Below are 24,194 nucleotides of genomic sequence, written 5' to 3'. Positions count from 1 at the left end.
GTTCACGGTGACCGCCGTTCGTGGGCGCCGAACGACGGCCGCCGCGATCCTCAGGCCTTCGGGAAGCCGTAGAGCACGGCCGGGTTGTCGACCAGGATGCGGTGCCGCAGCGCCGCGTCCGGCGCCCAGTCGAGCATCAGGTCGAGCAGCGCCGCGTCGTCCTCCAGCGGCACCTCGCCGTTGGTGGCGGCCGGATGCGGCCAGTCGCTTCCCCACACCAGCCGCTCGGGGGCGAGCGCGATGAAGGCCGCGACCAACCGGCCGGTGTCCTCGTAGCGCGGCGGTCCGGACTTCGACTCGCGATCGGCTTCCGACAGCTTGACCCAGGTGCGGCCCTTCTCGAGCAGCCGGGCGATCACGCCGAAGGCGGGATGGTCGCGGCCGGCGGGTTGCGGGATGCGCCCGAGGTGATCGAACACGATCGGCGAGGCGACCTTGTTCAGCACATCGGCGATGCTCGGCAGCTCCTTGCCGGCGATGTGCACCTGAACGTGCCAGCCGAGTGGCGCGATGCGGCGCGACAGCGGCTCCATCATCTCGACGGTGGCGGCCGCGCCGCGCGAGATGTTGAAGCGGACGCCACGGATGCCGCCCGCGTCGAGACGCTTCAGCTCGGCATCGGTGATGTCTGGCCCGATCACGGCGACGCCGCGCGCCCCCGGGCCGAGCTGCGCGATCGCGTCGAGCGTGCAGGAGTTGTCGGTGCCGTAGGTCGACGGCGTGACGACGACGTTGCGGGTGGTGCCGAGGCGCTTCTGCAGCAGCCGATAGTCGGACGCCGTGGCCGGCGGCGGCTTGAGGGTCGCGCCGGGAATGTAAGGAAAGCGCGTATCGTAGATGTGGTGATGGCAGTCGCAAGCGCCGGGCGGCGCCACCAGCTTCGGACGCTCGGTGCCGGCCGAGAAGGGGACCGCGTCGGCCCGCGCCGGTGCGGTGCCGAGCCCGGTGCCGAGACCGGCCGCGAGGCCGAGGCCCGCCGCCGCCTGCAACAGCGTGCGCCGATCGACATCGTTTCGTCTCATCGCAAACTCCCTTTCGTGACGAATCGCTGTGGCGCTCGGGCGCCTCGACGGCGCCCGAGCCGTCACGTCGGACGGATCAGGGGCAGACGTCGTCGATGAACTCGCAGCCCTTCGCCTTGAGCTCCTTGTCGATCCACGCCATGTCGCGGGTGCCGGCCGCGATCGCCTTGACGGTCGCCTCCTCGGCGGCGTGCTTCTTGCGCGCCTTCTCCAGAGTCTCGGCGGCGTCGCCCGGACGGACGACGACGATGCCGTCCTCGTCACCGACCAGGATGTCGCCCGGCCGCACGACGACGCTGCCGATCGACACCGGAACGTTGATCTCGCCGGGGCCGTCCTTGTAGGGGCCGGCCGGGGTGACACCGGCCGCGTAGATCGGCAGCTCCATCTCGCGCAGCGAAGCGAGGTCGCGGATGGCGCCGTCGATCACGATGCCGGCGAGGCCCTTGCGGGCGGCGTCCTGCATCATCAGCTCGCCCGTGATCGCGGTGGTGCAGTCGCCGTGCGCGTCGACGACCACCACGTCGCCCGGCTGCGCCATCTGCAGTGCCTTGTGGAACATGAGATTGTCGCCGGCGCGCGTCTTCACCGTGAAGGCGGTGCCGAGCAGACTGCCCTTGCTGACCCTGCGGATCCGCGCGTCGAAGATGAACGAGCGGTTGATCGTGTCGCCGATATTGGCGACCGGAAGCCCGCGGAAGCTCTCGACCAGCGCCCGGTCGGGGCGGTCGATCTTGGTGTAGATGCGGAAGCCTGGATTGGCCATGATGCTGGTTCCTCTGTCGTTAGGCCTGAAGCGCGGCGAAGATCTCGTGATAGTCCTTCGGTGCGACTCCGCCGAAGTGATCGCGCAGCTCGTGGCGCGTGCACCAGTTCAGCTTCGCCTTGGTCGCCTCCGACATGGTGGCGTCAACGTCGATGCTCTTCAGCGTCGCGATCACCTCGTCCATCTCGTGCTCGCGCCGCGCCGAATGAATCACGCCGCGGCACAGGATGTCGCTCGCATAGGCGTTGAAATCCTCGGCGTTCAGCGATTTACCGATCGACGTGAGGATGTCGTCCTCGAGCGCGAAGGTCCGCCCCGCGACCACGGTCTCCAGGAGCAGCATCATGAAACCCTTCATGAAGATGCTGCGGAACATCTTCGACGCCGAGGCCTTGCCGGGCGGGCCGTCGAGCACCGTGATGTTCGCACCGTAGGGCGCGAGGAACTCACGAAGGGGCTGTGCGCCCGCACCGGCGGCCAGCATCGGCACCTTGTGACGATTACCCGGAACCGCACCCATCACCGCGACGTCGACGAAGGTCGCCCGCGGCGAGACGATCTTGTCGACCGCGACCTTGGTGTCCGGCCCGGCCGAGTTCAAATCGACGTAGATCTGAGACTTGGTCAGGAAGGGGACGCTCGCCTCGGCGACCGGGATCGCGGCGTCGGCGCTGATCGAGCAGACGACGACGTCGACCTTGCGGATCAGATCCTCCATGGTCCGATCCAGAGTGACCTTCGCGCCGGCGGCGCGGTCGAGGACGAGCTTCGCTTGTCCCTCGACGTTCCAGGCCTTGTCGTAGGCCCGGATTCCTTCGAGGCCGGCCTCTCTCAGTCCGGCGGCGATGTTGAACGCCGCCTCGCCGAATCCCAGAAATCCTAACGTGGTCATGCCTTTTGCACTCCGTTGAGCTCGCTCCGGCGCGCCCAGCCGGGGCCGATCGATCACACCGGCAGAACGCCGGTCGCGATCGCGGTCACGATGAAGAGGAAGAACATCGGGATGGAGTAGAGGAAGAACGTCTTCTGATACTCGCTGAACGACATCTCGGTCCGATCCATCAGCAGGAACAGCCATGCAACCGTCGGGCTGCCGTAGCGGATCGCCTGGCCCATGAAGGCCGCCATGCCGATCTCGGTCGGGGTGATGCCGTACTTGTAGGCGATCGGTGCGACGACCGGGAGGATTCCGAAGTAGTAGGCGTCGACCGGCAGAGCGTAGCAGGCGATCGCGCCGACGAAGGCGAAGATGATCGCGACGTGACTGCCGAGCGACTCGGGAAGGAGCTCGGTCAGCGTCTGCGCGATCGCCGCCGCCATGCCGCTGCCGTTGAGCGTACCGAGGAAGAACCCGGCCGCGATGATGATCGAGGTGACCGCGATCGCGTCGCCGCCGTTCGCCGCGATCCGTTCGCGCTGCTCGGCCGCCGAGTAGTTGATGGCCAGCGCGAAGGCGGTGCCGATCGTGAAGGCGAGCGCGCCGCTGACCCAGCCCATCAGCAGGACGCCGAGCACCGTGAGCGTGAGCGCCAGATTGAGGAGGAAGAGCCGCGGGCGCTTGAGCACCTCGTCGTTCTCGAGGATGACGGCGACCATCTCCTCGATCTGCTCCGGCGCGATCGCCTGGGTGCCGGCGGCGCCGAAGCCCAGCCGCTTGCGCTCTCGCACGCCCATCATCCAGGCCATGCCGAAGACGTAGAGGATCGAGACCCCGAGGATCGGCAGGATCTGAACGAACAGCTCGTTCACCTCGACGTTCAGAACGGCCGCGGCGCGCGCCAGCGGCCCGCCCCACGGCAGGCAGTTGCCGAGGCCGGTCGGAAGGATGATCAGCATCGCCAGGTTGGAGAGCTTCATGCCCATGCGCTTGTAGAGCGGCACGAAGGTCGCGGTGATGATCAGGATGGTCGTGGTGCCGTCGCCGTCGAGCGTCACGGCGGTCGCGGTCGCCGCCGTCACCAGGATGATCTTGAGCGGATCGCCCTTGGCCTTGCGGATCAGGAACGTGCACAGCGGATCGAACAGACCGACGTTCATCATCACGCTGAAATACATGATCGCGAACAGGATCATGACGGTCGGATTGATGGTCCCGAGCGACACCTTGCCGTTCTTGGAGGTGTAGAAGAGGCCGTCGCGGAACCACGTCATCAGCGTCGAGGCGTCGTGACCGCTCAGATAGGCGGCCGCGAGACCGAACACGACGGAGACGAGGATCAGGCCGCCGAAGGCCGACGCCTTCTTTCCGATCACCAGCAACAGGAAGCTGACGATCATCAGATAACCGAGAAGCGCGATCATTCGTCACTCCCGAGATTCGGCGCGCTCGCACTCCTCGCGGGAGCACCACGCCACGTGTCGTACATTGCCGTTCGGGGGTCGGTGCGCGAGCGAGAGGGTCCGGCGCTCGTGCCGGTCGAAGAGGACAGAGGTCGGAGAACTGAATCGGACGTCCGAGGCGGGATGGCTTCGTGGTCGGTTCGACTCGAGACGCGCCGGATATTGACACCACCGTGAGCGGCGTCTATTCGCAAAGCCTCATCCAATCATTCCTGCCGGTCATGAGTGTCGATTTCCGCGATCTCCGCTACTTCCTGAAGATCGCCGATCTCGGCCACATCGGCCGGGCCGCCGAGGCGCTCCACGTCACCCAGCCCGCGCTGTCGAAATGCATCACACGGCTCGAGGACGGCTACCGGGTCAGGCTGTTCGAGCGCGCCGGACGCGGCATCGTGCTGACCGAAGCCGGGCAGCGCCTGGCCGAGCGACTGCGAGTCGTCGAGCACGATCTTCAGGACATCCGCCGCGAGGTCTCGGAGCTCGGGCGAGGCGTCGCCGGGCTCGTGCGGGTCGGCTGCGCCGGCTCGATCGCCTCGTTCGTGATCCCGAAGATCTGCAGAATTCTCCGCGAGCAGGCGCCGCAGATTCACCTGCTGATCGATGTCGCGCTCGACGTCGTGCTGCAGGACGCACTACGCAACGGCGCCCTCGACGTCACGGTGAGCCCCGCCCGCCTGACCACCGCGAACGACGGAATCGCGACGACGCCGCTGTTCGCGGACACGGTCGTGGTCGTCGGGCGATCCGGTCACCCGCTGTCTCGCAAGACGGCGACCCTGAAGGAGATGAGCAAGTACGGCTGGGTGCTGCCCCTGCCCTCCGTCTCCACGCGGCGATGGCTCGAAAAGGTGTTTCTCCAGTCCGACCTTCCGCCGCCGGAGGCGGTCGTCACCACCAGACTGCTGCTCTCGGCGCCGAAGATTCTCGTCGAGACCGATCTGCTCGCCTTCGTGTCGCGGCTCAACATCGGCTCGGGTCGGGACAATCGGGGAATCGTCGAAATCCCGAACGTCCAGACCACCATGGAGAGGACGATGGACATCGGCTGCCGCGCCAACGCCTATCTGTCGCCGGCCACCCGCTACTTCATCGACGTGCTGCAGAAACATGGGCCGGACGTATCGGCGTCCGACCGGACACACTGCGGATAAGCGCCGGCATCCGCAAGGGTCGGGAACGTCCTACCGCGGCAGGGCCGAGACGCCCATCAAATACTCGTCGACGGCGCGGGCGGCCTGACGGCCTTCGCGGATCGCCCACACGACCAGCGACTGGCCACGCCGCATGTCGCCGGCCGTGAACACCTTGTCGACCGAGGTGCGATAGCTCTCGGTGTCGGCCGCGACATTGCCGCGCGGATCCAGCGAGACGCCGAGCTCGGCCAGCATGCCGTCCTTCACCGGATGCACGAAGCCCATGGCGAGCAGCACCAGCTCGGCCTTCAGCTCGAAGGCGGAGCCCGGGATCGGCTTCATCTTGTCGTCGACCCGGACGCAATGCAGCGTCTTCACCTGCCCGTTCTCGCCGGAGAACTTCTCGGTCAGCACCGAGAACTCGCGGTCGGCACCCTCCAGGTGCGACGACGAGGTGCGCAGCTTGAGCGGCCAGTTCGGCCAGGTGGTCAGCTTGTCGGCCTTTTCGGGCGGACGCGGCAGAATCTCGAGCTGCACGATCGAGGCGGCGCCCTGGCGGGCCGAGGTGCCGATGCAATCGGAGCCGGTGTCGCCGCCGCCGATGACGACGACGTGCTTGCCGGTCGCCAGGATCGGCGCGGCGTCGAACGCCTCGTCGCCGTTGCGCCGGTTCTGCTGCGGCAGGAAGTCCATGGCGAAATGCACGCCGGCGAGCTCGCGGCCCGGAATCGGCAGGTCGCGCGGCTTCTCGGAGCCGCCGGCCAGCACGACGGCGTCGAAGCCGTCGACGAGTTCCTGCGCCTTCACGGTGACGCCGACATGGGCGCCGTAATGGAAGGTGACGCCCTCGGCCTCCATCTGGGCGACGCGGCGCTCGACCAGGTGCTTCTCCAGCTTGAAGTCCGGGATGCCGTAGCGCAGCAGGCCGCCGGCCTTGGCGAACTTCTCGAAGACGTGGACGTCGTGGCCGGCGCGGGCGAGCTGCTGGGCGCAGGCGAGGCCGGCCGGGCCGGAGCCGACCACCGCGACCCTGCGGCCGGTCTTCACGGCCGGCACGTCGGGGATCAGCCAGCCCTGCTCGAACGCCTTGTCGGCGATCGCGCATTCGATCGTCTTGATGGTGACCGGGTTGTCCTCGAGGTTGAGCGTGCAGGCTTCCTCGCACGGCGCCGGGCAGACGCGGCCGGTGAACTCCGGGAAATTGTTGGTCGAGTGGAGGTTCAGCGCCGCCGTCTTCCAGTCGTCCAGATAGACGAGGTCGTTCCAGTCCGGGATCTGGTTGTTCACCGGACAGCCGGTGTGACAGTACGGGATGCCGCAGTTCATGCAGCGCGCCGCCTGCTGCTTGAGGTCGCCCTCCGGCAGCGGCAGCACGAACTCGCGATAATTGCGCAGGCGCTCCTCGACCGGCGCGTATGTGCGGTCGGTGCGCTCGAACTCCAGGAAACCCGTGACCTTACCCATCGTTCTTCTCGATCCTTGCCGCAGAGCCGGTCATCAGGCCGGTCGCGCGCCCCCGGTCCACGCCTGGAGCTCTCTCAATCCGTCCGAGGATCCCGCCATTCCGGAAGGCGACCGAAGGTCGGCTGTCCGGAATCCATAACCCCTGTCTGTGAGTATGGATTCCGGGCTCGCCGCTGCGCGGCGCCCCGGAATGACCAGGAAACAATCACCCTGCTCGTCCTCACTCGGCCGCCTGCATGGCGGCCTCCTGCTCCTTCGCGAGCTCGGCGAGCGCGCGCTTGTATTCGAGCGGCATGACCTTGCGGAACTTGGGCAGGTACTCGGCCCAGCCGTCGAGGATCTGCTGGGCCCGGCGCGAGCCCGCGAAGCGCGCGTGCCGGGTGATCAGCAGATGCAACCGCTCGGCGTCCCAGCGGGTCATGTCGCGCAGCACCTCGACCCGGCCGGCCGTCTCGAGATCCTTGGACTGACCGTAGACCTGCGCGTTGACGGCCTCCTCGGCCGGCAGCGGCTGCAGCTCGACCATCGCCATGTTGCAGCGTTTCTCGAAGGTACCGTCCTCGTCCAGCACATAGGCGATGCCGCCCGACATGCCGGCCGCGAAGTTGCGCCCGGTGGTGCCGAGCACGACGATGATGCCGCCCGTCATGTACTCGCAGCAGTGATCGCCGGCGCCCTCGACCACCGCGATGGCGCCCGAGTTGCGCACCGCGAAGCGCTCGCCGGCGACGCCGCGCAGGTAGCACTCGCCCGCGATGGCGCCGTACATCACGGTGTTGCCGACGATGATCGACTCCTCCGGCACGATGCTCGACTCGGTCGACGGCCGCACGATGATGCGCCCGCCCGACAGGCCCTTGCCGACATAGTCGTTGGCGTCGCCCTCCAGCTCGAGCGTGACGCCATGCGCCAGCCAGGCACCGAAGCTCTGCCCGGCCGTGCCGACGAGCCGGATGTGGATCGTGTCGTCCGGGAGGCCGGCATGGCCGTAGCGCTTGGCGATCTCGCCGGACAGCATCGCGCCGGCGCTGCGGTCGGTGTTGTGGATCTCGGCGACGATGCGCACCGGCGCACCGCGGTCGAGCGCCGGCTGGGCCTCGGCGATCAGCTTGCGGTCCAGCACCTTGTGCAGGCCGTGGTCCTGGTTCTCGGACTTGCGGATGTGGACGCCCGCCGGCGCCATCGGCTTCATGAACAGCCGCGAGAAGTCGAGGCCCTTGGCCTTCGAGTGCTCGACCAGACGGCGCTGGTCCAGCATCTGCATCTGCCCGACCATGTCCTCGAAGCGGCGGTAGCCCATCTCGGCCATCAGCTCGCGGACTTCCTCGGCGACGAAGAAGAAGTAGTTGATGACGTGCTCGGGCGTGCCCTTGAAGCGGGCGCGCAGCACCGGATCCTGGGTGGCGACGCCGACCGGACAGGTGTTGAGGTGGCACTTGCGCATCATGATGCAGCCGGCGGCGATCAGCGGCGCGGTGGCGAAGCCGAACTCGTCGGCGCCGAGCAGCGCGCCCACGACCACGTCGCGGCCCGAGCGGACGCCGCCGTCGACCTGCACGGCGATGCGGCCGCGCAGCCGGTTGGCGACCAGCGTCTGGTGGGTCTCGGCGAGGCCGATCTCCCACGGGCTGCCGGCGTGCTTGACCGCGGTGAGCGGCGCCGCGCCGGTGCCGCCCTCGAAGCCCGAGATCGTCACGTGGTCGGCCCGCGCCTTGGAGACGCCGGCCGCGACCGTGCCGACGCCGACCTCGGAGACCAGCTTGACCGACACGTCGCCGGCCGGGTTGACGTTCTTCAGGTCGAAGATGAGCTGCGCCAGATCCTCGATCGAGTAGATGTCGTGATGCGGCGGCGGCGAGATCAGGCCGACGCCCGGCGTCGAGTGACGCACCCGGGCGATCGTCTTGTCGACCTTGTGGCCGGGGAGCTGGCCGCCCTCTCCGGGCTTCGCCCCCTGCGCCATCTTGATCTGCATGACGTCGGAGTTGACCAGATACTCGGTGGTGACGCCGAAGCGGCCCGAGGCGACCTGCTTGATGGAGGAGCGCATCGAGTCGCCGTTCGGCATCGGCTTGTAGCGGTCCGCCTCCTCGCCGCCCTCGCCGGTGTTCGACTTGCCGCCGATCCGGTTCATGGCGATGGCGAGGGTGGTGTGCGCCTCGCGCGAGATCGAGCCGTAGGACATGGCGCCGGTGGCGAAGCGCCGGACGATCGAGACGGCCGACTCGACCTCGTCGAGCGGCACCTTGGTGCGGCCGTCCTCCTCCGCCGACTTGATGCGGAACAGGCCGCGGATGGTCAGCAGCCGCTCGGACTGCTCGTTCACCATCGACGCGAAGGCGCGGTAGCGGTCCTGCGAGTTGCCGCGCACGGCGTGCTGGAGCGCCGCCACGGTCGCGGCCGTCCACACGTGCTCCTCGCCGCGGGTGCGGTAGGCGTACTCGCCGCCGACGTCGAGCGCGTTGCGATAGACCGGCGCGTCGCCGAAGGCGTCGCGATGACGCTGCACCGTCTCCTCGGCGATCTCCTCGATGTCGACGCCTTCGATGCGGGTCGCCGTGCCGGTGAAGTAGGCGTGCACGAAGTCCGACTTGAGGCCGACCGCGTCGAAGATCTGGGCGCCGCAATAGGACTGGTAGGTGGAGATGCCCATCTTGGACATCACCTTCAGCAGGCCCTTGTTGATCGACTTGATGTAGCGCTTCACGATCTCCTTGTCGTCGAGCTTGTTCGGCAGCTCGCCCTTCATGGCGAGCAGCGACTCGAAGGCGAGATAAGGATTGATCGCTTCCGCGCCGTAGCCGGCGAGGCAGCAGAAGTGGTGGACCTCGCGCGGCTCACCGGACTCGACCACCAGGCCGACCGAGGTGCGCAGGCCCTGGCGGATCAAGTGGTGGTGCACGGCCGCGCAGGCGAGCAGCGACGGGATCGGGATCCGGTCGGCGCCGACCGCGCGGTCGGACAGGATGATGATGGTGAAGCCGTCGCGCACGGCGCGCTCGGCCTTGGCGCACAGCGCCGCCACGGCCGGGCGCAGCCCGTCGGCGCCGTCGCTCGCCAGCCAGGTGGTGTCGAGCGTGGTCGAGCGGAAGTCCGACCCGTCCATCTCGGCGATCGAGCGGATCTTCTCCAGATCCTGATTGGTCAGGATCGGCTGGCGCGCCTCCAGCCGCTTCACCTTCGACAGGCCTTCGAGGTCGAACAGGTTCGGGCGCGGCCCGATGATCGACACGAGGCTCATGACGAGCTCCTCGCGGATCGGGTCGATCGGCGGGTTCGTCACCTGCGCGAAGTTCTGCTTGAAGTAGGTGAACAGCAGCTTCGACTTGGCCGACAGCGCCGAGATCGGCGTGTCGTTGCCCATCGAGCCGACCGGCTCCTCGCCGGTCGACGCCATCGGCGCCATCAGGATGCGGGTGTCCTCCTGCGAGTAGCCGAACGCCTGCTGGCGATCGAGCAGCGCCAGGTTGGAGGCGAGCGGGCGGCTGGCCGCCGGCGGCAGATCCTCGAGCACGAGCTGGGTGCGGTCGAGCCACTCGCGGTAGGGGTTCTTGCCGGCGAGCGAGGCCTTGATCTCGTCGTCCGGGATCAGTCGGCCCTCGACGAGGTCGACCAGCAGCATCTTGCCGGGCTGCAGGCGCCACTTGACGACGATGTCCTTCTCCGGGATCGGCAGCACGCCCATCTCGGAGGCCATCAGGATGCGGTCGTCGCGGGTGACGATGTAGCGGGCCGGACGCAGGCCGTTGCGGTCCAGCGTCGCGCCGATCTGGCGGCCGTCCGTGAAGGCGATGGCGGCCGGGCCGTCCCACGGCTCCATCAGCGCGGCGTTGTACTCGTAGAAGGAGCGCCGCTGCTCGTCCATCAGCGGGTTGCCGGCCCACGCCTCCGGAATCATCATCATCACGGCATGGGCGAGCGAGTAGCCGCCTTGGAACAGGAACTCGAGCGCGTTGTCGAAGCAGGCGGTGTCCGACTGGCCCTCGTAGGAGATCGGCCACAGCCGCTCGATGTCGTCACCGAACAGCTCGGAGCGCACCGAGGCCTGCCGGGCCGCCATCCAGTTGACGTTGCCGCGCAGCGTGTTGATCTCGCCGTTGTGGGCGATGAAGCGGTACGGATGCGCCAGCGACCAGGTCGGGAAGGTGTTGGTCGAGAAGCGCTGATGCACCAGCGCGAGCGCGCTCTCGAAGTCCGGATCGGACAGATCAGGGTAGTAGCTGCCGAGCTGATCGGCCAGGAACATGCCCTTGTAGATCACGGTGCGGCACGAGAACGACACCGGATAATAGAGCGCGGTGTTCCGACCGCGCTTCTCGTAGAGCATGCTCGAGATGGTCTTGCGCACGATGTAGAGGCGGCGCTCGAACGTGTCCTCGTCGAACCGGCGGTCGCCCTGGCCGATGAAGATCTGGCGGTGGAACGGCTCGGTCGGCTTCACCGACTCGCCGAGGCTCGAGTCGTCGCTCGGCACGTCGCGCCAGCCCAGGATCGTCATGCCCTCGCGCTGCGCCTGGGCGGCGATGAGGTCCATGATCTCCTGGCGGCGGTCCTCGTCGTGCGGCAGGAACACCTGCGCGACCGCGTACTTGCCGGGCTCCGGCAGCGCGAAGCCGAGCTCCGCCGCCTTCTTGGCGAAGAACTTGTGCGGGATCTGGACCAGGATGCCGGCGCCGTCGCCGGCGCGCGGATCGGCCCCGACGGCGCCGCGATGCTCCAGATTGCACAGGATCGACAGCGCGTCGGCGACGATCTGGTGCGACTTGCGGCCCTTGATGTCGGCGATGAAGCCGACGCCGCAGGAGTCTTTCTCCAGAGCCGGATCATAGAGGCCGCGCGCCTGCGCGGCGGCGGGCAGCGTCGTCGCCGCATCCGCAGCCTGCGGCCGGGTGGCCTGCTGGTCCTCGACACTCGAGCCGGACCTGATCGCGGTCATGTGCAAACCCTCGCTCGCTCGCCCGTCCGGCCCGCCCGTTCCCGTGAACGTGCGCAATCGACGCGGGCGCGCCCGCTGCGCCGCCGCACGCCTCCGTGCTGCGACACCAACGGGCTCGTTGTCACCGGCCAGGCATGCGGCCGGGCGACGCCATGTGGCACCCTCCGGCGGCGCGACCGCAGTCGCCATGTGCCGGGCCCGCGAAGGCCCGAACCGGAGCTGTCAGTACCGATCCAGTAAACTGGGACAGCAATGCTGTCCTAAATAACAATGCCAAACTCTCGCCATGCATTCAAGGCACCGCGTTTCAGATTCGGGGACTTTGCCCGAACTTCATTGCGCGCGCCAGGGGACGGGAGCCTGCACCCAGCAGCGAAGTACCGCTGTCGCTGGGCTTTTCACAGCGCCGGCCGCACCGCCGATCGGTTGCGCGCGGCGCCCCAGCCCTGCCCGAATTTGGGGGCTCCAATGCGGCGGGCAAGGGGGCCGGCATGAACAGCAGGGGAACACGGGACGGGCGGGTGCGCGTACGCCGGGCGCCGATCGCGCTGCTCTGCCTGGCGGCAGGCGGTTTCACGCTCCTGGCCGGCCTCGCCGGGCCGGATCGCGCCGCGGCCCTGTCGGCCCGGGTCGACGCCCTGCCGGGGGAGCCGTCCGGCGCCGGCACACCGGCCCAGAGCCCCGACAAGGCACGCACCGCCCCGCCCAAACCCGCCTCGTCGAGACCGGCAGCGAACCCGGCGCCCTCGAAACCGGTCGCCAAACCGGTCGCGACACCGCGGCGGCCGATCCCGCCGTGGATCTTCGGACGCGGGGCCGAGCCGCGCCTGGTGCCGCCACGAAGTATCCCGAACGCCCGCCCGGGTCGCACGCCCCCTGCGGCCGAGACCCCACCGGCCCCGGCCGCGCGCCCCGCGGCCGAGCCGGGCCGCAGCGAGGCCACCGGCTCGACCCCGGGACGCCGGATCCCGCCCCGCGCCCCCGGCGCCATCGACGTCCCGATCGCTCCGCTGAACTGATCGCCGCAGGCGCCCATCGCGTCCGCCCGGTCCGATCCTAGGGCGCCTCGTTCTCCCGCTCGGCCTCGCGAACGGTGCTGCGCTCACGCGGCGGCAGACCGGTCAGGTCGGCAGTCGCGCCGTCCAGCGCGAACACCTTCAGATAGTCGCCCTGGGTCGTCTCGAACCGGGCGTGGCCCGTCGCCGTGATGGCGATGTACTGCCTGCCCTGGTGCTCGTAGCTCATGGCGCCCGCCTGTCCGCCGGCCGGCAGACGGGCCTGCCAGAGCAGCCGCCCCGTCGCCGTCTCGAAGGCGCGGAGAAAGTCGTCCTGGGCGGCGGCGATGAAGGTCAGGCCGCCCGCCGTCACCAGCGGTCCTCCGAGATTGGGCGTGCCCATCGGGATCTTGAGGCGGGTCGGAATGCCCAGCGGGCCCGTGTCGAAGCCGGTGCCGAGCGGCTTCGACCAGACCAGCTCGCCGGTGTCGATATGGGTCGCCGCGATGAAGCCCCAGGGCGGGGCGAGGCACGGCACATCGAGCCCGGACAGCCACATCGGCCGGTTCACGCCGTAAGGTGTCCCGGAATGCGGCGCGATCGGCTGGTCCGGCCGGGCGCCGCCGGAGCCGACCGGCCGGTCCTCGACCCCGGCCCGGGGCGTCATGTCGACGATGTTGGGTAGGCGGGAATAGTTGGCGATGACCAGCCGGCGGACCGGATCGAATCCCAGCCCGCCCCAGTTCATCCCGCCGACCGTGCCGGGCAGCAGCACGATTCCCTTCGCGTCGACGGTCGGCGGCGTGAAGCTGCCGGCGTATCGGCGCTGGTGAAAGCCGATGCGGCACAGGGCGGCGTCGATCGGCGTCACGCCCCAGATGTGGCGGCCGTCGATGGTCTCCGGGTCCCGGCCGGGAACACCGCCCAGATTCGGGAAGAAGACCGACCGCGGCTGCGTCGGGGCGACGCGCTCGCCCGGCAGGCTGCCGTCCTGCGGAACCGCGCGATGGACGACCGGTCGCAGCGGCTCTCCGGTGGCCGCATCGAGCAGGAACAGATCGCCACCCTTGGTGCCCTGCAGCACCGCACGCCGGGTGGTGCCGTCGATGGACACGTCGACCAGCATCGGCTGGGCTCCGATGTCGTAGTCCCAGAGATCGTGCCAGACCGTGGTGAACGACCAGCGCGTGGCGCCGGTCGCCAGGTCGACGGCCACCACGGCGGCCGTGAACCGGTCCTCCTCGGGCGAGCGGTTGCCGCCCCAGTGGTCGGCGCCCGGATTGCCGGTGCCGAGAAAGGCGAGGCCCAGCGACTCGTCGGCCGAGACGACGTTCCAGACATTCGGGGTGCCGCGCGGGAAAATTTCCCCGGGCGCGAGCGGCGCCTGGGGATCGGGACGCAGCGCGTCCCAGGCCCAGCGGAGCGCTCCGGTGCGCGCGTCGTAGGCCCGCACCACCCCGGACGGGGCGTCACGCCGCTGATTGTCGCTGACCTGCTGGCCGAGGACGAGCAGCCCGCCCGCCACCGTCGCACCCGACGTGTTGGAGGCGAAGCCGGCCTGCCGCAGGCCCATGCCCTCGGTGAGGTCGACGGTGCCGTTGTCGCCGAAGCCGCGGCACACGAACCCGGCGACCGCGTCCAGCGCGATCAGCCGTCCGTCCGGTGTGGTGACGAACACGCGGCGGTGGCACATGCTGCCGCCTCTCGGCACGGCCGCCATGACACCGGGCACGCTCGGCATCCGGGCGACGTTCTCGGGTCGGCCGGCCGGATCGCCGTCGTCGAAATAGGCGACGGCGCGGCAGGCGGCGCTGAACAGCGATTCCATGCTGCGCACCGGCACCTGGGGATCGAAATGCCAGCGAACCTCGCCGGTCCCCGGATCCAGCGCATGGACCTGGTTGCTGCTGCTGCAGGTGTAGAGCAGGTCCTCCGCCTTGATCGGCGTGTTCTGGGACGAGTAGAAGACGCGGCCTTCGCTGGGTCCGACGTCGCCGCTCCTGAAGGTCCAGGCGTCCTTCAGGTCTCGCACGTTTCCGGTGTGGATCTGCGCCAGGGTCGAGTAGCGCCGGCCGAGCGTGGTGCCGCCGAAGGCGGCCCATTCGCCGCCTGCATCCAATCCCGGGGGCACCGTCGCACGCGATTGCTCCGGCACGGCACCCGCCGCCGACGCCTCGGCCCGCTCCCAGTGGACCGCCACGAGGCCGGCGAGAGACGCGACCGCGGCTCCGAGTCCGGCCACCGCGCCGCGCCGCCAGCCGCTGCCCGGCGGCGTCCTCCAGAACACGAAGGCCACGACCGCAGCGGCCACCAGGCCCGCGACGAGGCCGATACGGGCGGCGAGGTCGAATCCCCAGGCCGGCAGCCAGCCTTTGCCGCCGATCTCGACCATGGACCAGACCAGCGTCGCCAGAACCGCGGCGCTGAAGGCAAGCAGCGCCAGCCGATCCCGCCGCCACCATGGGAGGAGCCCGCCGCCGAGGAGCAGGAGGCCCGCCACCAGGTAATAAGCCGTACCGCCCAGGAGGAGGAGGCGAACGCCGAGCACCGCCATCGCGAGCCCCAGAAGGCCCGCCAGCGATGCGAAGGCCAGATAGAGCCACCGCCAGGCTCCCTGCCCGGCCGAATCTCCCGCCGCCGAATGTCCCGCCGACGCTCGCGTGGTGCGGCTCATGCGCTCTTCCTCCTCGTGTTCGTCCGAGACTTGGGGGGAGAGAGGCCGCCGACAGATCAGCAATGTCGCTCCCGCGACCATCGTCCGTTCCTGTCGCCAACGCCTCGGCGGGGAATCGGATGAGGGCGCGCAGCACCATGTCGCAGCGGCAGGCGGGCGCGTGACCGAAGCCCGCAGGAGGGAGGCCACCCGACGCCGTCGTCGGGCCGGGCAGAGCACTTGCACCGCCGAGCGGCCGATCATGCACGCCGCTCAAAAAGAAAGCGCCCCGGGCGGGGCGCTTCCAGTTTCGCGACCAGGCGCACTCTGGGGCGCGCTCCTCGCGGTCGGTGGGCCCGGCTGGCCGCCGGGCCGTCGTCAGGATGTCGCCGTCACGCGGCCGCCGTCAGGCGGACGCCCTCAGGCGGCCTTGGACTCGATCACCTGGCCGGTCGCCTGGACGTTGCCGATGGCGATCTGGCGCGGCTTCATCTTCTCGGGAATCTCCCGGACGAGGTCGATGTGCAGGAGCCCGTTCTCGAGCGAGGCCCCGCGGACCTCGACGAAGTCGGCGAGCTGGAAGACGCGCTCGAAGGCGCGCGCCGCGATGCCCTGATACAGGACGTCGCCCTTCCTCTCCTCCTGCTTCGGCGCCTGCTTGTCGCCGCGCACCGTCAGCGTGTTCTCCTTGGCCTCGATGGCGAGGTCCTGGGCGGCGAAGCCCGCCACCGCGAGGGTGATGCGATAGGCGTTCTCGCCGGTCCGCTCGATGTTGTAGGGCGGATAGGACGAGCCCTGGCCGTCGAAGCCGGTGGCCTGATCGAGCATCGAGAACAGCCGGTCGAAACCGACGGTGGAGCGGTACAGCGGGGTCAGGTCGAAAGTCGTGCGCATAGCATATCCTCCTGAGAGCGATGAGCTTTCGCGAAACGGTCCGCCATGCTGGCCGGACCCGTTCGAGCGCCGCCGAAGGGCCGGCGCCAAAGCTGATATGGGAGCCTGAAAACGACCTTCAAGACCCTCCCGTACGTCTCGACGGCGGCTGCGGCGACCTTGTCGCACCGGACCGGGGTACGGCCGCGACCGGTCGCGCCGGCGGTTGAGCGTCGGGTCGGTCCTGCTATAAGCGGCCGTCCGCCGCGCGCGGCCCGCCTTCCGCGGTGAACGCCCACGCGGTGAAAGCCTCGCGATGAACCTCGTCTCCATTCCGGCCAATCCGGCGCCCAGCGACACATCGGTCGGCAGCATCGAGACGCCAGACGGCGTGACGCTACGTTATGCGCGCTTCGCGCCGCCGCCGGGCCGCAGGGGCACGGTCTGCCTGTTCCAGGGCCGCGCCGAGTTCATCGAGAAGTATTTCGAGGTGGCGCGCGACCTGCGCGATCGCGGGTTTGCCGTGGCGACCATCGACTTTCGCGGTCAGGGCCTGTCGGCCAGGGCGGTGCGCGACAGCCGCAAGGGCCATGCGCGCCGCTTCTCCGACTATCTGATCGACCTCGAGACCTTCGTGAAGGAGGTGGTGCTGCCCGACTGCCCGCCGCCGTTCTTCGCGCTCGGCCACGGCATGGGCGCCACCGTGCTGATCGAATCGGCGGCGCGCGGGCATCGCTGGTTCGACCGCATGGTGCTGGCGAGCCCGATGATCGGGCTGGCGCACCAGCCGCTGTTCGGCGCCGCCGCGCCGGTCGCCCGCACGCTGCGGCTGCTCGGGCTCGGCCGTCTCACGGTTCCGGGCGGCAGCGGCCGCGTCGCCGCCTTCCAGCCCTTCGCCGACAATCCGCTGACCTCCGACCCGATCCGCCACGCCCGCACGGCCGCCGTGATCGAGGCGGAGCCGGCCCTCGCCGTGGCGGCCCCGACGGTGGCCTGGGCCGATGCCGCCTATCGCACCATGGCGGCGATGCAGCGGCCGCACTACGCGGCGCGGCTGCGCCAGCCGATGCTGCTGGTCGCCGGCGGCCGCGACGAGATCGTCTCGGCCGAGGCGATCGAGCGCTTCGGCACCCATCTGCGGGCCGGCTCGCACCTGGTGATCCCGGGCGCCATGCACGACCTGCTGATGGAGCAGGACCAGATCCGAAAGCTGTTCTGGGCCGCCTTCGACGCCTTCGTTCCCGGCACGCCGCTGTACGGGTGACGGCGAGCCGACGAGACCTCGGGCCGGCCGTGGCTCGACCCGAGGCCTCGTCGGCGCGGCGATCCGCCGTCGCTCTCAAGCCGCGGCGGCCACCGCCGTCGCGAACGCGCGATAGGTGTGCAGCGGACGACCGAGAAGGTCCGTCAGACGCCGAACGGTGCCGGCCGTCGGAACCATGCCGTCGCTGACATACCGCGTCGCCATCAGGCGCATCTCGTAGGCCATCCACTTCGGCATGAAGGTCGCCAGGGTCCGCTCGAACGGGGTGGGGTCGTCGCCGCCATAGGCGACCGGGCGCCCCAGGACCTCCGACCAGATCGCTGCGACGTCCGCGCCGGTCAGCGTCTCGGGGCCGACCAGGTCGATGGTGTCGAACGGCAGCTTGCCGGGCGCCCGCTCGCGACGGATCAGCTCGATCGCCGCGACCTCGGCGATGTCGCGAGCGTCGACCATGGCGATGCCCTTGCTGCCGAGCGGCATGGGATAGACGCCGTGAGTCGCGACCACGTCCTTGATCATCAGGTCGTTGTCGATGAAGTAGGCCGGACGCAGGATCGTCGCGCCGAACCCCATCTGCTCCAGCATCCGCTCGCCGCCGGCCTTCACGGCGAAGTGCGGCACGTCGACGAAGCGGTCGCTGTGGAGCACCGACTGATAGACGACCCGCTCGACGCCGGCCTCGCGAGCGATGTTGAGGGCCACCAGCGCCTGAGTGAATTCGTCCGCCGCGACCGCGTTGAGCAGGAAGAACGTGCTCACGCCGTCGAACGCGGCGCGCAGCGAATCGATGTCCAGGAGGTCGCCGCGCACGACCTCGACGCCGGCCGGGACACGGGCCTGGGCGGGATTGCGGACGAGGGCGCGCACGCTGGCGCCACGCTGCACGAGCTCATGGACGACATGGCGGCCGACGCGGCCGGTGGCACCGGTGACGAGGATGGTCATGGGGATCACTCCGGGTTGGGGTCAGAAGACATCCCGAAAATTAGCGATCCAAATTCGTGCCGATAGCCGTTATATTTAGACTTACTGTCTCACTGGTGGAACAATGGACCTGCTGGCTCTCGCTGATTTCACCCTGGTCGCCCGGCACGGCGGGTTCGGACGCGCGGCGCGGGCGGCGGGACGCCCCAAGGCGACGCTGTCCCGCCGCGTCGCAGAGCTGGAGGCGGCCCTCGACCTGCGCCTGTTCGAGCGCGGCACGCGGACCCTGAAGCTCACCGAGGAAGGCCGTGCGCTGTCCGAACGAGCGGGCCGGCTGCTCGCCGAGCTGGAGGACGCGGCGGCGGCGATCGCCTCCGGCGGCGAGCGGCCACGCGGCCGGTTGCGGATCAGCGCTCCCCTGCTGTTCTCGCAAACCGCGATGGGCAAGATCGCCGCCGGCTTCGCGTTGGCCTATCCGGAGGTGCGGCTCGAGATCACGACGGAAGACCGGGCCGTCGACATGATCGAGGAGGGCTTCGACCTGGTGATCCGGGTCGACCCGGACCCCGACGACAGCCTGGTCGGACGCGCCTTCCTGCGCGACCGGCTGTTGGCGGTGGCGAGCCCGGCCCTCGCTCGCCCGGTCGGAGAGGCCGTCGCGCCAGCGGTTGTGCGGTCGCCCGGCGATCGACAGACCTGGGCCGTGAAGGTCCCGGCCGGCCGGTCGACCATCGCGGTCGCGCCGGTCCTCGCGCTCTCGTCGCTCGTCATGGTGCGGGACGCGGTGCGGGCGGGAGTCGGCGCCGCCCGCCTCCCGCTGTCACTGGTCAGCCACGACCTCGCCGACGGCACGCTGGTCCACTGGGGCGACATCGACGCACCCGACATCACGGTGTGGACGCTCTATCCGTCCCGGCGGCTGCTCAGCGCCCGGGTGTCGGCGTTCCTCGACCATCTGAAAAGAGCCTTTCCGATGGGCACGCCGGACGAGCTCGCGGCCTTCATCGGCAAGTGACGGCGGCGCACCGCGACCTCGATCGACCCCGGACCTGGGCGCCACAAGCCTGGGCGCCACAAGCCTGGGCGCCCGCCCGCTCCGCTACCCCGCCTGCAAGATCTTCAGGGCGGCGGCGTGGACGCGGCGGTCGCCGGCGGCGACGATGCGGCCGCCCGTCTCGGCCGGCTCGCCCTCCCAGGTGGTCATGATGCCGCCGGCGCCGGCGACGATCGGGATCAGGGCGGCGACGTCGTAGGGCTTCAGCTCGGTCTCGACGACGAGGTCGATATGGCCGGCCGCCAGCATGCAGTAGGCGTAGCAGTCGCCGCCGTAGCGCGACAGCCGCACCGTCTCCTCGACCCGGCCGAAGGCGGCCCGGTCGGCGGCGTTCATCAGCCGTGGGCTGGTGGTGAACAGCACGGCGCGGTCGAGGCTCTCGCAGGGCCGCACCATCAGGGTGCGCTCGGCGCGCGGACCGCGATACTGCGCCGCCTCGCCGTCGCCCGAGAAGCGCTCGCCGTAATACGGCTGGTGCATCATTCCGAAGACCGGGCGGCCCTTGCGGGTCAGCGCGATCAGCGTGCCCCAGGCCGGCATGCCGGAGATGAAGGACTTGGTGCCGTCGATCGGGTCCAGCACCCAGACGTATTCGGCGTCGGGCCGGTCGGCGCCGAACTCCTCGCCGACGATGCCGTGGCCCGGAAACATGTCGCGGATCAGCGCCCGCATGGCGAGCTCGGCGGCGCGGTCGGCGGCCGTCACCGGATCGAAGGCGCCGCCCGTGCTCTTGTCGTCGATGGTCAGCGAGGTGCGGAAGAACGGCAGGATCGCCTCTCCCGACACGGTCGCGAGCTTGTCGATGAACGCCGAAAAATCGATTGCCGTCATGATGGCCCCTCGCCCCGGCGGGGCGATGGCGCGGCCCGCTTTGAAAATGGTGTCAGTGAGATCACGTCGTCCGCCATGGTCTCGCCGGCGCCCGGCCGGCCGCAATGCCTTCGAAACAGTCGGCGCGCCGCCGGCGGTCGGCCGGTAACGGCGGGCCAGGATGGCCTATAAGAGGTCGCGCCGCCGGGCAACCCGTTCGTCTCGCCCCGCCGAGCCGCCGCCCGGCGGACCGCGGAGCTTGCTGGCCGGTCGCCCGCGTGCCACCCAGGGTCCGGGGCCGCGGGCGGCTCCGCCGGGGCTTTCACATGACCCAACCCGAGACGCCGTCGGCCGGCCCGGCCGGCGGCCGGACCCTCCGCATGACCGCGCTGGTCGCGACGCTCGGCGCCGCCTATGCGGTGAGCCAGTTCCTGCGCAACGGCATCGCCGTGCTGGCGCCGACCCTGACGGTCGAGATCGGCCTGACGGCCGCCGACGTCGCGCTGATCTCCAGCGTGTTCTTCTTCGTCTTCGTGGCCGCACAGATTCCGCTCGGGGTGGCGATCGACCGCTACGGGCCGAAGCGCATCATGCTGGTCTGCGCCGTCCTGGTGGTCGGCAGCACCCTGCAGTTCGCCGCCGCGACCGATGCCGCCGAGATGCTGGCGGCACGCGCCCTGATGGGCATCGGCACCTCGTGCTACCTGATGGCGCCGCTCGCCTTCTACGCCCGCAGCTTTGCGCCGGAGCGGTTCGCCGCGCTGGCCGGCCTGCAGCTCGGCGTCGGCACCCTCGGCTCGCTGCTCGCCACCGCGCCGCTCGCCTTCGCGACCGCGGCGGCCGGCTGGCGCGCCACCTTCGTCGCGACGGCGGCCGCGATGGGCCTGGTCGGGGTCCTGGTCGCCGTGCTGATGCGGGCGCCGCCCGCCGCTCCCCGGGCCGGGCGCGAGACCGTGGCGGACGGCCTGCGCGGGGTCGTCGAGGTGTGGCGGCAGCCCGGCGTGCCGCGTCTCTTCGTGATGAACCTGACCGCCTATTCGAGCTACGCGCTGGTGGTCGGCCTGTGGGGCGGCCCCTACCTCACCCATGCCTATGGCCACGACCTCACCGCCCGCGGATCGCTGCTGTTCATCCCGGCACTCACCCAGGCGTTCGGCATGATCGTCTGGGGCGGCGCCGACCGGTTGTTCGGCGGCTACCGGACCGCCACCCTCACCGGCGCCAGCGCCACGGCGGCGCTGCTGCTGCTCCTGGCGGGGGCCGGCACGCTGCCGCCGCTCGGCCTGTGGGCCTGGCTGGCGGCCTTCGGCTTCTGCTCCGCCTTCCTGCCGGTGGTGATCGCCCACGGGCGCGCCCTGTTTCCCGAGCGCCTCATCGGCCGCGGCATGACCCTGATGAACATGGGGACGATGGGGGGCGGCTTTCTGTCGCAGCTACTCGGGGGACTAATCATCAATCTTTTCGATTCCCCCGCCGGCCACCACCCGCTGGACGCGTATCGCGCGGTTTTCCTTGCACAATTTGTGTTCTGCGTCGCAGGCATGCTGGTTTATCGGGCAGTGCGCGACCCCCTCCATTAGTCTATGGCGTTTTGGCAACTGCTGCCAAGGAACACGCTCGGCGCGGACCGGCCATGCCTTGCTCGGCTTGCATTTTGTGCGACGCGATGACATATTTCGGCGGTGCGGTAGCGCGTTTACTCGTGTTACCGCCGCCCTCCTTGGGCGTTTCCTCCCTAGACTTGGGCCGCTGGCACACGCCGGCGGCCTCTTTTTTTGTGTCTAGACTTCATTCGGTTGCCGTGAATGCTTGGACAACCCTGGCCCGGATGCTGGGAAGACGGCTTTCGCGTTATGATTGATTAACTTTAGATGCAGCCACTGCTCCCGACAATTATGCCGTGAGCGGGCGACTGTTATACTTACCTTGAGTCGAGAGGTGCTCGCGTTTCTACTCGGCCGCAGTGCGGCAGGGCTTGAGCTCCTCCAGCGGGAGCTCCGCCAGGCGGTCGACCACGACGGCGATGTCGGCAGCGACACGCTCGAAGCCGGCCGCGCGAATCTGGCGCCGCTCGTCCATGTACAACGCCCGATTGATCTCGAACTGCAGGACGTGCAGGCCGGTGGTCGGGCTGCCGTAATGCTCGGTGATGAAGCCGCCCGCATAGGGCTTGTTGCGGCCGACCGTGTAGCCGAGGTCGCGCAGCGCCGTCTCGACCGTCTCGGAAACGATCGGGAAGCAGCTCGTGCCGTAGCGGTCGCCCAGCACCACGTCGCCGCGCGGCCGCTCGTCGCGCGGGCCGGCGCTCGACGGCATCGAGTGGCAGTCGATCAGCAGGGCCGAGCCGAAGTCGCGCAGCGTGCAGGTGAGCAGCCGCCGGAGCGTCCGGTGGTAGGGCTTGTAGAGGGTCTCGATGCGGCGGAGCGCGTCGTCCACCGGAAGGCGCCGGCCGTAGATCTCCTGCGCGTCGCCGACCACCCGGGCCACGGTGCCGAGCCCGCCGGCGACCCGCATCGAGCGGGTGTTGGCATAGGACGGCAGCCGGCCGTCGAACATGCGCGGATCGAGCTCGTAGGGCTCGCGGTTCACGTCGACATAGCAGCGCGGGAAGAACGCCCGCATCAGCGGGTAGCCGCGCTCGACCACGCTGGCGAACAGCTCGTCGACGAAGGTGTCCTCCGAGCGCCGCAGCGTGACGAGGTCGAGCCGCGTCTGCTCCAGGAAGCTCTGTGGGTAGACCGAGCCGCTGTGCGGCGAGTTGAACACCAGCGGCCCGAGCACGGTCGCGGGTTCCAGCACGTCGAACGGAGGATCGAGCTCGTCGAACGAATCGGTCATGCGGCTCCGGTTGGCATGGACTGATCTGAACCACGGACCGCGGAGCACCGCCGCGGCGCGCAGGCCCGGAACGAGGATGGGCCGTGATTCGGCCCCGTGCGACCGGCCGGGCCGAGCGAAGCGGCGGTCGGAGAACTGTCATTGTCCATGATGTGACACTCTCTGCCAAGATCGACCGTGGCTTCACTTCGTGTTTACCAGGTCTCCGGCTTATGGAATGTTGAACAAGGGACGGGGACACGGTCGGAGCGCGGCTCCGCGCCGTGCGGACGACGAGCCGGGTGCAGGTATGTCCAGTATGTCGAGGATTCTGCTGGCCGAGGACGACAACGACATGCGGCGATTCCTGGTGAAGGCGCTGCAGAACGCCGGCTACGAGGTCACCTCGTACGACAACGGCCTGTCGGCCTATCACCGGCTGCGGGAAGAGCCGTTCCAGCTCCTCCTGACCGACATCGTGATGCCCGAGATGGACGGCATCGAGCTGGCCCGCCGGGCCTCCGAGCTCGATCCCGACATCAAGATCATGTTCATCACCGGCTTCGCGGCGGTTGCGCTCAATCCCGATTCGGCCGCGCCCAAGCACGCCAAGGTGCTGTCCAAGCCGTTCCACCTGCGCGAGCTGGTGAACGAGGTGCAGAAGATGCTGGCGGCCGCCTGAGGCGCCGTTCGGCCCGTTCGCCCGGGCCACCGGCATGGCCGCCCCGCGGCACGCCCCGGCACGCGCCCGGACCTCGCCTCGACGCTTGCCCCGGCCCGAACGAGCCGATATAGGAACCGTCACGTCGGGGCCGCACGGTCCCCGACCCGGGACCTCGGTCCCGCGGACCCTCGGGTCCAGCCGGAACTCCGGTTCCGGAACCGTCGCGAACGGCGGGCGCGTAGCTCAGCGGAAGAGCACTACCTTGACATGGTAGGGGTCACAGGTTCGATCCCTGTCGCGCCCACCACGCCGGCCCACATCCTCCCGAAGCAGCGGACGACCAGAGTCCCACCCCTCCCGGGGACGCACGGAGCATGACTGGCGCCGGGCGAATCACCCTGCCGGCGGCGGACTGCTAGACCACCATCGATACCGGTGGCGTCGACGCTCTTCTGGCCTCGACTCTCTCCGCCACCCTG

Annotated in this window: 17 protein-coding genes and 1 tRNA gene; 7 read left to right on the top strand and 11 right to left on the bottom strand. The window is 69.5% G+C overall.

Annotated features, from left to right (window positions below):
- Nucleotides 1-50: 50 nt before the first annotated feature.
- The 4 genes from CH341_RS12875 to CH341_RS12860 all read right to left on the bottom strand — a co-directional run bounded on the left by CH341_RS12875 (nt 51) and on the right by CH341_RS12860 (nt 4,089).
- Nucleotides 51-1,022, bottom strand: coding sequence for an amidohydrolase family protein (locus CH341_RS12875; protein ID WP_111419428.1), 972 nt, complete (start codon nt 1,020-1,022; stop codon nt 51-53).
- Nucleotides 1,023-1,098: 76 nt separating this feature from the next.
- Entirely contained in the window at nt 1,099-1,788 is a 690-nt protein-coding gene (locus CH341_RS12870; RefSeq protein ID WP_111419427.1) for an RraA family protein, read from the bottom strand.
- Between the two features lie 19 nt (nt 1,789-1,807).
- Nucleotides 1,808-2,680 carry a DUF1932 domain-containing protein gene (locus CH341_RS12865; protein WP_111419426.1) on the bottom strand — a complete coding sequence of 291 codons (873 nt, stop codon included), beginning with the start codon at nt 2,678-2,680 and terminating at the stop codon, nt 1,808-1,810.
- Nucleotides 2,681-2,733: 53 nt separating this feature from the next.
- Nucleotides 2,734-4,089: a citrate:proton symporter gene (locus CH341_RS12860; RefSeq protein ID WP_111419425.1), complete on the bottom strand. Its 1,356-nt coding sequence runs from the start codon at nt 4,087-4,089 to the stop codon at nt 2,734-2,736.
- Nucleotides 4,090-4,349: 260 nt separating this feature from the next.
- Between CH341_RS12860 and CH341_RS12855 the strand changes: the two genes are divergently transcribed.
- Entirely contained in the window at nt 4,350-5,279 is a 930-nt protein-coding gene (locus tag CH341_RS12855) for a LysR family transcriptional regulator (protein ID WP_146604460.1), read from the top strand.
- Nucleotides 5,280-5,309: 30 nt separating this feature from the next.
- On the opposite strand, the gene CH341_RS12850 is transcribed toward CH341_RS12855, so the two are convergent.
- Together CH341_RS12850 and gltB are read right to left on the bottom strand one after the other, a co-directional pair.
- The gene (locus CH341_RS12850; RefSeq protein ID WP_111419423.1) at nt 5,310-6,725 is read right to left on the bottom strand and encodes a glutamate synthase subunit beta; all 1,416 of its coding nucleotides are present in this window, start codon (nt 6,723-6,725) and stop codon (nt 5,310-5,312) included.
- Nucleotides 6,726-6,945: 220 nt separating this feature from the next.
- The gene (gene gltB / locus CH341_RS12845) at nt 6,946-11,661 is read right to left on the bottom strand and encodes a glutamate synthase large subunit (RefSeq protein ID WP_111419422.1); all 4,716 of its coding nucleotides are present in this window, start codon (nt 11,659-11,661) and stop codon (nt 6,946-6,948) included.
- Nucleotides 11,662-12,152: 491 nt separating this feature from the next.
- On the opposite strand from gltB, the gene CH341_RS12840 reads away from it, so the two are divergent.
- Nucleotides 12,153-12,680 carry a hypothetical protein gene (locus tag CH341_RS12840; protein ID WP_146604459.1) on the top strand — a complete coding sequence of 176 codons (528 nt, stop codon included), beginning with the start codon at nt 12,153-12,155 and terminating at the stop codon, nt 12,678-12,680.
- 37 nt (nt 12,681-12,717) lie between these two features.
- Here CH341_RS12840 and CH341_RS12835 read toward each other — a convergent pair whose 3' ends face one another.
- Together CH341_RS12835 and CH341_RS12830 are read right to left on the bottom strand one after the other, a co-directional pair.
- Nucleotides 12,718-15,330, bottom strand: coding sequence for a pyrroloquinoline quinone-dependent dehydrogenase (locus CH341_RS12835; protein WP_111419420.1), 2,613 nt, complete (start codon nt 15,328-15,330; stop codon nt 12,718-12,720).
- Nucleotides 15,331-15,729: 399 nt separating this feature from the next.
- Nucleotides 15,730-16,203 (bottom strand): Hsp20 family protein, encoded by a 474-nt coding sequence (locus CH341_RS12830; protein WP_111419419.1) that lies wholly within the window; start codon nt 16,201-16,203, stop codon nt 15,730-15,732.
- A gap of 295 nt (nt 16,204-16,498) precedes the next feature.
- Between CH341_RS12830 and CH341_RS12825 the strand changes: the two genes are divergently transcribed.
- A complete protein-coding gene (locus CH341_RS12825) occupies nt 16,499-17,446 on the top strand; it encodes an alpha/beta hydrolase (protein WP_111419418.1) in 948 nt (315 codons plus the stop codon).
- 75 nt (nt 17,447-17,521) lie between these two features.
- Here the strand turns inward: CH341_RS12825 and CH341_RS12820 are convergent, their stop codons facing one another.
- Entirely contained in the window at nt 17,522-18,391 is an 870-nt protein-coding gene (locus CH341_RS12820; protein WP_111419417.1) for an SDR family oxidoreductase, read from the bottom strand.
- 103 nt (nt 18,392-18,494) lie between these two features.
- Here CH341_RS12820 and CH341_RS12815 point away from each other — a divergent pair, with 103 nt between their 5' ends.
- Nucleotides 18,495-19,385, top strand: coding sequence for a LysR family transcriptional regulator (locus CH341_RS12815; protein ID WP_111419416.1), 891 nt, complete (start codon nt 18,495-18,497; stop codon nt 19,383-19,385).
- Nucleotides 19,386-19,469: 84 nt separating this feature from the next.
- On the opposite strand, the gene hisN is transcribed toward CH341_RS12815, so the two are convergent.
- Entirely contained in the window at nt 19,470-20,255 is a 786-nt protein-coding gene (hisN, locus tag CH341_RS12810; protein WP_111419415.1) for a histidinol-phosphatase, read from the bottom strand.
- A gap of 305 nt (nt 20,256-20,560) precedes the next feature.
- Here hisN and CH341_RS12805 point away from each other — a divergent pair, with 305 nt between their 5' ends.
- Nucleotides 20,561-21,814, top strand: a complete 1,254-nt coding sequence (locus tag CH341_RS12805; protein WP_170149602.1) for an MFS transporter — start codon at nt 20,561-20,563, stop codon at nt 21,812-21,814.
- Between the two features lie 370 nt (nt 21,815-22,184).
- On the opposite strand, the gene CH341_RS12800 is transcribed toward CH341_RS12805, so the two are convergent.
- Entirely contained in the window at nt 22,185-23,072 is an 888-nt protein-coding gene (locus CH341_RS12800) for an N-formylglutamate amidohydrolase (protein ID WP_111419413.1), read from the bottom strand.
- A gap of 298 nt (nt 23,073-23,370) precedes the next feature.
- Here CH341_RS12800 and cpdR point away from each other — a divergent pair, with 298 nt between their 5' ends.
- On the top strand, nt 23,371-23,733 hold the full coding sequence (gene cpdR, locus CH341_RS12795) for a cell cycle two-component system response regulator CpdR (RefSeq protein ID WP_210208278.1): 363 nt from the start codon (nt 23,371-23,373) through the stop codon (nt 23,731-23,733).
- Between the two features lie 214 nt (nt 23,734-23,947).
- Nucleotides 23,948-24,022, top strand: a tRNA-Val gene (locus CH341_RS12790).
- Nucleotides 24,023-24,194 lie beyond the last annotated feature (172 nt).

The organism is Rhodoplanes roseus (assembly GCF_003258865.1).
In the GTDB taxonomy this organism is placed as follows: domain Bacteria; phylum Pseudomonadota; class Alphaproteobacteria; order Rhizobiales; family Xanthobacteraceae; genus Rhodoplanes; species Rhodoplanes roseus.
The sequence above is the reverse complement of the archived record's forward strand: the minus strand, read 5'-3'. Positions and strand labels throughout refer to the sequence as shown.